The 10,562-nt window shown below is 38.8% G+C and carries 10 protein-coding genes and 1 other annotated feature; of the genes, 1 reads left to right on the top strand and 9 read right to left on the bottom strand.

Going from position 1 to position 10,562, the window contains the following annotated elements; genetic code table 11:
- Positions 1-378 precede the first annotated feature (378 nt).
- The 7 genes from radC to HCH28_RS10370 form a co-directional block, all read right to left on the bottom strand.
- The gene (gene radC / locus HCH28_RS10340; protein WP_192807141.1) at positions 379-1,050 is read right to left on the bottom strand and encodes a RadC family protein; all 672 of its coding nucleotides are present in this window, start codon (positions 1,048-1,050) and stop codon (positions 379-381) included.
- A 33-nt stretch (positions 1,051-1,083) separates the two neighbouring features.
- Positions 1,084-1,677: a Maf family protein gene (locus tag HCH28_RS10345; protein ID WP_221680885.1), complete on the bottom strand. Its 594-nt coding sequence runs from the start codon at positions 1,675-1,677 to the stop codon at positions 1,084-1,086.
- Between the two features lie 98 nt (positions 1,678-1,775).
- On the bottom strand, positions 1,776-2,420 hold the full coding sequence (locus HCH28_RS10350; protein ID WP_221680886.1) for a hypothetical protein: 645 nt from the start codon (positions 2,418-2,420) through the stop codon (positions 1,776-1,778).
- 159 nt (positions 2,421-2,579) lie between these two features.
- A complete protein-coding gene (locus HCH28_RS10355) occupies positions 2,580-3,839 on the bottom strand; it encodes a bifunctional folylpolyglutamate synthase/dihydrofolate synthase (RefSeq protein WP_221680887.1) in 1,260 nt (419 codons plus the stop codon).
- A complete protein-coding gene (locus HCH28_RS10360) occupies positions 3,836-5,116 on the bottom strand; it encodes a bifunctional folylpolyglutamate synthase/dihydrofolate synthase (RefSeq protein WP_221681084.1) in 1,281 nt (426 codons plus the stop codon). The genes HCH28_RS10355 and HCH28_RS10360 overlap by 4 nt, the downstream gene beginning before the upstream one ends.
- A 134-nt stretch (positions 5,117-5,250) precedes the next feature.
- Positions 5,251-5,649 carry a hypothetical protein gene (locus HCH28_RS10365; RefSeq protein ID WP_016991882.1) on the bottom strand — a complete coding sequence of 133 codons (399 nt, stop codon included), beginning with the start codon at positions 5,647-5,649 and terminating at the stop codon, positions 5,251-5,253.
- Between the two features lie 265 nt (positions 5,650-5,914).
- Positions 5,915-8,560, bottom strand: coding sequence for a valine--tRNA ligase (locus HCH28_RS10370; protein WP_221680888.1), 2,646 nt, complete (start codon positions 8,558-8,560; stop codon positions 5,915-5,917).
- An 81-nt stretch (positions 8,561-8,641) separates the two neighbouring features.
- Positions 8,642-8,899, bottom strand: a binding site (T-box leader).
- Between the two features lie 90 nt (positions 8,900-8,989).
- On the opposite strand from HCH28_RS10370, the gene HCH28_RS10375 reads away from it, so the two are divergent.
- Positions 8,990-9,196, top strand: coding sequence for a hypothetical protein (locus tag HCH28_RS10375; RefSeq protein WP_225340386.1), 207 nt, complete (start codon positions 8,990-8,992; stop codon positions 9,194-9,196).
- On the opposite strand, the gene HCH28_RS10380 is transcribed toward HCH28_RS10375, so the two are convergent.
- Both HCH28_RS10380 and HCH28_RS10385 read right to left on the bottom strand, forming a co-directional pair.
- Positions 9,173-9,937: a valyl-tRNA synthetase gene (locus HCH28_RS10380; RefSeq protein WP_255601109.1), complete on the bottom strand. Its 765-nt coding sequence runs from the start codon at positions 9,935-9,937 to the stop codon at positions 9,173-9,175. The genes HCH28_RS10375 and HCH28_RS10380 overlap by 24 nt on opposite strands.
- A gap of 80 nt (positions 9,938-10,017) precedes the next feature.
- Positions 10,018-10,464 carry an SRPBCC family protein gene (locus tag HCH28_RS10385; RefSeq protein ID WP_221680889.1) on the bottom strand — a complete coding sequence of 149 codons (447 nt, stop codon included), beginning with the start codon at positions 10,462-10,464 and terminating at the stop codon, positions 10,018-10,020.
- Positions 10,465-10,562 lie beyond the last annotated feature (98 nt).

The raw sequence follows: 10,562 nt of genomic DNA on the forward strand, positions 1-10,562 counted from the left end.
TTTTCGTACTAAATGATCTTGGGGAACTAATTGATCAATCGTTAACATTTCTAATTGTTCACGTTCATTGATTTGATGTTTCGTCATCATGGTTAATCACCTCGAAAGTGTACTTTTTATCAATAGATGAATAAGGAATTCTTTATGTAGAAGTTGATTGGAACGAAGGGTGGCGACTCCTGCGGGAAAAGCGGGAAAGTCGAGATCCTGGACTGAGCGAAGCGAGGGAAGCAGCTCGACCCCGCCCGCGGAAAGCGTCCGCCCGTAGTGGAAATCAACGGCTTTACTTTATTTTATTGTAAAAGAAAAAAGACTGTAGGCAAACTCAAAATTCATTGAGTTTGTCTACAGTCTGAACTCTGCATATTGTATGCAGAGTTAAAAATATCCTTTTTCCTTTAAACTAATATATTGATGGTCGCCGATGATGACGTGATCTATTAACTCTATCCCTATAATATAGCCTGCTTCAACAATTCGCTTTGTTACTTCAATGTCCTCCGAGCTCGGTGTTGGCACCCCACTTGGATGGTTGTGGGCACATATAATAGAGGCGGCAGACCTTTTGACAGCTTCTCGAAATATTTCTCTAGGATGAACGATAGAGGCATTTAAACTGCCAATGAAAATCGTCTGCTTATGAATAATTTGATTTTTTATATTTAAAAAAAGCACTACAAAATGCTCCTGATTAAGCGACGTCATATCAGGCATTAAGTAAGTTGCTGCATCTTGCGGAGAACGTATCGTGAATTTCTCATCATTATGTTTTTGAGCCAGTCTTCTACCCAGTTCAATGGCAGCCATTAATTGAATGGCTTTCACCTCACCTATTCCTTTAATAGCCATCATTTCTTCGATGGTTGCGTGCTTCAAATGATGGAGTCGTTCAAAAACATTTAACACCCTATTTGCAAGAACAAGCACAGATTCTTCCTTTGTGCCTGTCCTCAATAAAATAGCGAGTAGCTCTTGATTCGATAAACTTTCAGCCCCTTGTCGTAATAGCCGTTCACGAGGGCGATCCTCTATATTGACATCACGTATCATCAAAGTTGGTAAAGCGTCTTCTAGCAAAAATATTCACTCCTTCGCAAACTGGACTATCTGTAGATCCACCAATTGCGAAAACAAAGCTGCAAGTGGTAGACCTACAACATTGTTATAATCTCCTTCAATTCGTTTAACTAATAGTGTACCAATCGTTTGAATGCCATAACCACCCGCTTTATCGAAAGGATCTCCTGTATCTACATAAGCTTCAATTAATTCCTGCGATAGACGGTGGAAAACAACTGTCGTCTCTTCCACAAAGGTCGTTTCCTTTCCATCCGGTTCGATTATAGCGACCGCAGTCATCACACTATGTTTGTTATTTGACAAACGTAATAAGTGAGAAATAGCTTCCTCACGCGTTTTGGGTTTATGTAGTAGCTCTTGATTGTAAACAACGATCGTATCTGCACCAATAATCGTGGCATTAGCTGCTTTTTTGGCTACATCACGCGTCTTCAATAAAGCTACTCCTTTTACATAATCCTGCATTGTATGAGCTTGTACACTTGTTTCTTCCACTTCACTTGTCAAGACTTCAAATGGGAGTGCTAGCATGTTAAGCAATTCCTTACGCCTAGGGGAAGCAGAAGCAAGGACAAGCTTATGATTTGTTTTTAACATTATCTGATCATTCCTCCTTATCCTTATGATACAGAAGAATGCACAATTTGAAAATTTTCAAAAAAACAAGATAATGAAGATTTCATTATAATTTATTGTTAAAACTTCACTTGAAGACACGTATTTTTAGATTGGTAATGTGCAAAAACATGCAGACGAATGATGTCGATATCGTTGGAAATAGTAGAGGCCGCTGCACCAATGGACTGCCAATCCTCAGGTAGCGTTGAGTCCTTGCCATTTTCCTTAAAATTTAATTTTGCGGCATTTTTATCTGCTAAAGCAGTTGGTAGTTCTGCCAAGGTCGGTTCTTTACAGCTTTCACCACTGACGCTAAATGCCTTTTTAAAGGTAGCGGGGTCCTGTAAAAATTTTAGCTGACTTTCCTCCGTCACCATGCTTGTCCACACATAAAACTTGTCATCAACTTGAACAATCGCGCTCTCTTTTAAGGCAGGATACTCAGCAACAAATGAACTTGCACTCTCATAGTTTGAATACACGCCAGCTTGGCTTGCATAAAACATAGATGCATTAGATGTATTGGTTGTCTCCCCGGCAGTTGGAATTGTTTCTGTTTGTGATTGATTATTTGCCACTTCACTACCATTTTTCTTTAAAGGTAATTGCGTGCTGGCTTGTAAAACGCCCAGAAAAATTGCTACACCTAATAGACCAACAAATCCACCTATAATCATTGCTCGAAATATTTGTTTTTTCATCACATGACTTACAATTTTCATTTAACTATCACCTCATCCTTCCACCTATCTATGCCAACATCATATGATATTATATGTACATTCCAAAGGGTAAATGCGAATTTATTATTTTTTGATACGGAACTCATTGCAATCCTAAATTTGCAGCCATAAAAAAACTAGGACTCCCTATCAAGAGCCCTAGTTATTGCATTGTTTCAATCTATGACGAACCTCTGTTAATAAATATAACGATCCTGCTACAATGGTTCTCTGCTGTCTATGTGATTGTGCCTGTATAAAGGATGCATAGTCAACCAAGGTTGTTTTCGATGTTGCATGAGAAAGTTTGGCCATTTGATGGGCTGGCATTGCTCGTGAATTAGCAAAATCAACGAAGTAAAAGTCATCACTCACCTGCTCTAGAAGCCCGAGAATCTGCTGAACATCTTTATCTGCTAGTATGCCAACGACAAAGGTTATCTGCTCATTTGGATATTCACACTGAATCGTTTCTACTAATTTTTGAGCACTTGCAGGATTATGTGCACCATCCAATATAACGAAAGGCATTATTTCTTCAAAGCGTCCCAAAATAGAGGCCTTTTGCACAGCTTGACGAATAGCTGTTTGATCAATAGACACGCCTAATACTGACGCCACTTCAAAAAATGCTGTAATGGCGAGAGCCATATTGTTCCCCTGATGTGCCCCCTTCATAGCACGTTTCAGGTTCGCTATTTTGAACTGCTGTACGTCATTTATATAGCTTTCTCCATCAGTTGTCGGCTTAATGGAAAAATGCTGACCTAATGCAAATAGAGTGGCTTTTTTTTGATTGGCTACTGCCTCCACAACTCGCTTCGCCTCACCCGGCAAATCACCAATAATAACTGGACGTTGTTGTTTAATAATACCTGCTTTATGGTGTGCAATGCTTTCAAGTGTACCCCCTAAAAACTTTGTGTGTTCTAAAGCAATACTTGGGATAATAGAGACAATGGGTATTACCACATTTGTGCTATCCAATAAACCACCCATTCCCGCTTCAATCAGCGCAATATCCACCTGCCCATTGACAAAATGTAAAAATGCCGCCACCGTCAGCAATTCAAAATCGGTTAGTTTGCCACTCAGCCCAGCCTCATGCATCTGTTGAAAAACTCGATCCATTTCAGCTTCTTTAATAGGTTGACCAGCTATTTGAATTTGGTCATGAACATCAATGATACACGGTGACATAAATTTGCCCACGCGTAAGCCATGTTCTTGTGCAATTGCCTCTAGAAATGTTAACGTAGAGCCTTTGCCATTTGTGCCTGCTAAGTGGACGACACGTAAAGTTTGTTCAGGATTACCTACTAATGATAAAGCCTCTTCAATCGCTGTAAGACCTGGTTTAATTACATCATCACTTTTAACTTGCCATTTCTCTTTATAATGATCAAAGTTTGGGATCATTGTCCTTCCTCCTGTAGCCACTGTCGAGCTTGTGCTATAAAGTATAATGAGCCTGTAATGACAACAATATCCTCTTTTTGGCGTTCTTGTAATACTGTTTGAAGGCTTTTTAGCCATTCTGTATGAACCGTTTTATTTGCATGTGTCGACAACATCGCTAAGCTTTCAGCAGGCATTGCATTCGGTAGGTCTATTTGTGTAAAAGTGATCGAGGTGGCAACAGTATCCATTAGTTCTATACTGTTGGCATGATCCTTGTCTGCTAATGCCGCATAAATAAAGTGATAATGGTTTCTTGGATAGACATTTTTTAGTGTTTGGATAAGAGCAGCTGTCCCCTCGGAATTATGAGCACCATCTAGCACAATTTGATTTGGCCATTGCTCAAAGCGGCCTGCCCATTGCGCGCATTGTAGACCCTGACAAATAGAATCATCAGCAATGCCAATTGCCCCCTGCTCACGTAATGTTAGCATGGCTGTGATTGCCAAACTTGCATTATTTATTTGATGTTGACCAGCCATTTTTAATGGTATATCCTTCATCAAGACAGGGGCCTTTTCATATGTAAAGTGCTGATAGTCAGCACTTTGCCAACTATTTGTCACCGTGAAGTCTTGCCCTAAAACTAAGCATGATGCATGTCGTTCCTCTGCAGTAGCTTTAATGACAGCCAATGCCTCCTCATTTTGAACACCTACAACAGCTGGTATGCCTTCTTTGATGATGCCAGCTTTTTCAGCGGCAACCTTTGCGAAGGTGTCACCTAAAAAGGCTGTATGCTCTAGCGAAATCGTTGTAATAATAGATATAAGCGGTCTTACTACGTTTGTCGCATCCAAACGTCCTCCAAGCCCTGTCTCAATAAGTGCAATATCTACTCCTTCATGTGCAAAATATTGAAACATAATCAGTGTAACTACCTCAAAAAAGCTTGGAAAATCGCCATTGTAGTGTTCTTCTATAATTTTCGCAAGTTTATTGAAATAGTAGAGAAATTGCTCATCCGAAATTTGGCGGCCGTTAATGGTCATACGTTCATTGACTCGCTCTAAATGCGGAGACGTAAATGCCCCTACAGTGTAGCCTGCATGTTGAAGCATTTCTCTTAATGCGTTCACCGTAGAACCTTTACCATTTGAACCAGCTACATGGATTACTCTTAGCTTGTTGTGAGGTTCATCTAAATGCCCTAGTACTTCTCGCATAAGGACAAGTGGCGCACGTTTATGATCAACTGCTTTTAATGTAAAAATAAATTTTGTACATTCGTTCATTGTGTTAAACAAAAGAAACACTCCTTCTTACTGCAATATCTTTATTTTAGTACAAGTAACGTTTAATAACATAGCAAAATGACAAAATACAAAAAACACGCAGCTAGCAACTGCGTGTTCGTATTAATATTATTTTAGTGTACTTTATGAGCACCTAATAAAGCACCCATATTATTTAAAATAGTTTTTGCATCACTATTTAATAAAGGATGAACATCTGGGCGTTGCACTAATTCAAAAGCGTTTTTTAACGTTCTTTTTAGCATCGATATATCAAAATCTGAGCAATACTCATTAATTTTTTGGATTGTTAATAAATCAGTCCTTGATAATTTAATGCTATCCTGCTGAGGATTACTATTTGCTAATATGTGCTTAATCAGGACACGGCCACTTGTATTCAATAAACGATAATACTTTGCTTCGGATAATTTTAAGAGATTTGTTTCGATCAATACTCTCGCACTTACAAAGTCTAATTCATCACATGCTTTGTTGACTTTTGTAATAATGGTTGCAATATTTCCTGACATTCTCAACACCTCCATAGGCTCTTATTTTCTTTACTAACAAAGACTGTCTATCTAAAAAACCATCCATTCTCAATTTCAGATTTGGTTTTTCACGGCTAAATAACAATGAAATTAGGTTTTGTTTCCTATAAGTTCAGTGCTGAACATCATCTATTAGACCAATTTATTTAAAATAATACTATATATTTTTACCTAATTCAATGCATATCTTTAGCTCTATATAAAAAAACAATGGATGACTTTTTCGTCATCCATTGCTTCATCTTTACATATTTTTTAATTCTTCTAAACGTTTTAAAACAACTGCATGCTTGCTTTCGTAATCTGCTAATTTCTCACGTTCTGCGTTGACTAACGCTTCCGGTGCTTTCGATACAAACTTCTCATTCGATAATTTACCTGTAACAAGCTTTACTTCTTTCGCCCATTTCTCTAATTCTTTTTCAAGACGGGCAATTTCTTCCTCTAGATTGATTAGTCCAACAAGAGGTAGGAAAACTTGTGCTCCTGTCACAACAGCCGTCATTGATTGTCCTGGAGCCTCTAAACCTTCACCAATTGTTAAAGTGTCAGGATTACAGAATTTTTCTAGATATGCTTGATTCTCTTCAAGTACAGCTGCTGTTGCTGCATCTTTCGCTGAAATAAACAACGGTACTTTTTTGCTCATTGGTGTATTTACTTCCGCACGAATATTACGTACTGAACGTATAATATCCATTAGGAGCTTCATATTATCTGCTTCATCAGCAAAATGAAGATCTGTGCGTACTGTTGGCCATGCTGCCACTGTAATAGATTCACCTTCATGTGGTAAGTGCTGCCAGATTTCTTCTGTAATGAAAGGCATAAATGGATGTAATAGACGCATTGTTTGATCTAGTACGTAAGCTAAAATAGAGCGAGTTGTCTTTTTAGCTGCTTCATCCTCACCGTAAAGAGGTAATTTTGCCATTTCAATATACCAAGAACAGAAATCATCCCAAATGAAATTGTATAGTTCACGGCCAACTTCACCGAATTCATAACGCTCTGCAAGAGAGGTAACGCGTTCAATCGTTTCATTTAAGCGCGTTAAAATCCATTTATCAGCGACTGATTTTTCACCAGTTAAATCGATCTCATCATATGTCATTCCATCCATATTCATAAGCGCAAAACGTGATGCATTCCAAATCTTATTGGCAAAGTTCCATACTGCTTCTACTTTTTCAGTTGTATAGCGTAAATCTTGACCAGGTGATGAACCAGTAGCTAAGAAGTAGCGTAATGAATCTGCACCGTATTGTTCAATGACATCCATTGGATCAACACCATTGCCAAGTGATTTACTCATTTTACGCCCTTCACCGTCACGTACTAAACCATGAATTAGCACATCTTTAAATGGACGTTGATCTGTAAACTCAAGACCCTGGAAAATCATTCGAGAAACCCAGAAGAAAATAATATCATAGCCTGTTACTAATGTATTTGTTGGATAGTAACGTTTATATTCTTCATTTGCTTCATCTGGCCAACCCATAGTAGAAAACGGCCATAGTGCTGAAGAGAACCATGTATCTAGTACATCTTCATCTTGCGTCCAGTTTTCTGCATCTGCTGGGGCTTCTTTACCTACGTATATTTCACCTGTTTCATTATGGTACCAGGCTGGAATTTGATGGCCCCACCATAATTGACGAGAAATACACCAATCGCGAATATTCTCCATCCAGCGAGAATATGTGTTTTCAAAACGAGCAGGAACAAAGTTTACTTTCCCTTCTTCGTCCTTTTGTAGCTCTAGGGAAGCATCAGCAAGTGGTTGCATTTTAACGAACCATTGTGCTGAAAGATATGGCTCAACAACAGCACCAGAACGCTCAGAGTGTCCTACTGAATGCATATGCTCTTCAATGCGAATTAACACACCTGCTTCTTGTAAATCAGCAACAATTTGCTTACGGCATTCGAAGCGATCCATTCCTTTATATTTGCCCGCAAGATCATTCATAGTACCGTCTTCATTCATTACTAGAATGCGCTCCAGATTGTGACGATTACCCACTTCAAAGTCGTTCGGATCATGGGCTGGTGTCATTTTTACAACCCCAGTACCAAATTCCATATCAACGTACTCGTCAGCAACAATTGGAATTTCGCGACCTACAATCGGTAAAATAACGTTTTTACCAATTAAGTGCTGGTAACGCTCATCGTTCGGGTGAACAGCTACCCCAGAGTCACCAAGCATTGTTTCGGGACGTGTTGTAGCAACTTCTACATAGCCTGAGCCATCAGCTAATGGATATTTCATATGATAGAAGGCACCTTGCACATCCTGATAAATTACTTCAATATCAGACAATGCTGTTTTTGCTGCTGGGTCCCAGTTGATAATACGTTCACCACGATAAATTAAGCCTTTTTCATATAACTGAACAAAAACTGTTTTTACCGCGTCTGAAAGACCTTTGTCTAATGTGAAACGTTCACGTGTATAATCTAATCCAAGACCAAGCTTTGCCCATTGATCACGAATATGTCCAGCATACTCTTCTTTCCATTCCCATGTTTTTTCAAGGAATTTTTCACGTCCTAAATCATAACGTGTAATATTATCCTCACGCAGCTTGGCTTCTACTTTTGCCTGTGTTGCAATACCCGCATGGTCCATACCTGGCAACCATAGGGCATCATAGCCTTGCATGCGTTTCATACGAATGAGGATATCTTGTAATGTTGTATCCCAAGCATGACCTAGGTGTAATTTACCTGTTACGTTCGGTGGTGGAATAACGATTGAATAGGGTTTTTTCCCACTTTCAGGCTGTGCCTCGAAAAACTTCCCTTGTAACCACCATTCATAGCGACCAGCTTCAATGGACTGTGGGTCATATTTAGTTGGCATTGAAATGTTTTCTGTCATATTGACTCCTCCTATTGTTTGAAAACTGTTGGTAAAGAAATACTATTTATTTTTTTACCCAATAAAAAAACTCCTCTCGTCTAAAAGGACGAAGGAGTTTTAGTTCGCGGTACCACCTTTAATTCCAGCAGGGTTAAGATACATGTTAAATGACATATTTTCTCAGCCTATTCTACTGGCTCTCAATTCGGTAACGGTGTTTAACCGGCTTTAACTACTATTAGTTCACTAAAGCTGCTCAAGGGCTACCTTCAATTCCGTACAAATAGAAACTTCTCAGCTACCGTTTCCTCTCTGAAAATGTAGTCAAAATTTACTCTTCCCTATCATAGCATCTGTATTTGATTTTCCTTATTGTACCGCAGGATCGTGTCATTTTTCAAGTGATTTAGTCATCTTTTAGTAAGAGAAAAGTAAAGAGAAAAGGAAGTGACAATTCAAATGCGACGACGCAAGTATAACCCTTGGCTTTTACCACCCTGGCTACGACAAGTTCGTTTTTATTGCAGAACCATTATCGTGCCGATTTGTGCTTTTCAGTTTATCCGTGTCATTATTGTGCCAACATCAGGTGATTTAGTCTTCTTATTACTCCTGCTACTTCTCTGCTATTTACTTTTGAAAGACATCATTTGAAACACGAACTTTAAGCGGTGTATATTCTTCTGTTAGATCCCAAATCATAGAAGGCACTTCATGCCAAGTACTGGATTCACGTACAACAATATGGCTTGAGGATTCTCTTAATATAGCTTTTTGGTTAACTGTTGTAGAATTCTCTTGGCGTGAAGCTGCTGCTACTGCGGCAGGTTGTTTCACTTGAATACTTTCTTCAATTACAGCCAATGTCTCCTCTTGTTCGAAAGCATGTGTTGATAGGTGCGGATTGTCTAACACATCTTTTTCAACAACAGGTTCATATTCATTGAAAGCACTTGTGACTGTCCACTCAAGCTGACACACCTGATTTGTCAGACTAGGGCGAATATCCTTGACCATTAAATCTTTGACATCGGATTCTTTTGGTAAATCCACATGTAAAGGAACGGCATACTCAAAATAACCAGTATCTCCTTGAATATCAAGAGCATCAATTGTAATTAAATCTTCATTTTCTGCAAATGCTTGCATATCTTGAAAATCAAAGCGAACGTGTGCGGTGATATGATAGATGCCCATAAGTCGCAAAGAATCCTCTAACTGCATCGCCTGCCACTGTGGCTTAATTTGAACAGCTGCTATTTCAGTTGGGCAGCCATATCCAGGAAAACAAAATGTTTCGCGCATATTCCAAGTTTTGTGTTCGATAATAATCCCTCCCTTTGCATCATATGACGATTTGAAGGATAGTATGCGAGGATGTTGCCATTTGAACATAGTCTAAAATAGATACTACTAAAAAAATGACATGCTAGAAGTAATAGTCTAGCATGCCATTCCCATGGATGTTGGTATCATTAAACATTTACTAATTTAATTTTATTAGCCACACGATCTGTTAGCATTTGTGTTGCCTTTGGTACGATCGGTTTAAAAATTGGATTTAGAACAGGGCCAGCTAACCCGCCCGCAACGACTTCTAAGAATCCTGTCATTTTAGTATTTTCAGCGTCGATACTTTCTGCGAGGAAATAGCCATTTCCTGTGAAGTTATCAGAAAGCCCCTTTAATTCAAATGTAACTTTTGATGGTGCTAACCATTCTAAGATTGTAATTTCTACTTCAACTGTTTTTTTCAAAACGCCAACATTGCCTTTAAAAGTCCAAGTGGAGTGTTTCTCATCAATCATTTCATGTGCATTATAACCAGGGACAAGCTTTGCCCATTTTTCCATATCACTAACGAAATCCCATACATGTTCAATCCCTACGGGTACTTCGACCGTGTGTGTGCCTGTTGCCATATCAATTCACTACTTTCTTTTATGAATAGCTATATTATAAACGATATCGCCCACAATTTGGCTATGCTGAAAGATGTAATTTTGACAAAAGCAGGTCC

This window comes from Lysinibacillus sp. K60 (genome assembly GCF_019731275.1).
GTDB lineage: Bacteria > Bacillota > Bacilli > Bacillales_A > Planococcaceae > Lysinibacillus > Lysinibacillus capsici.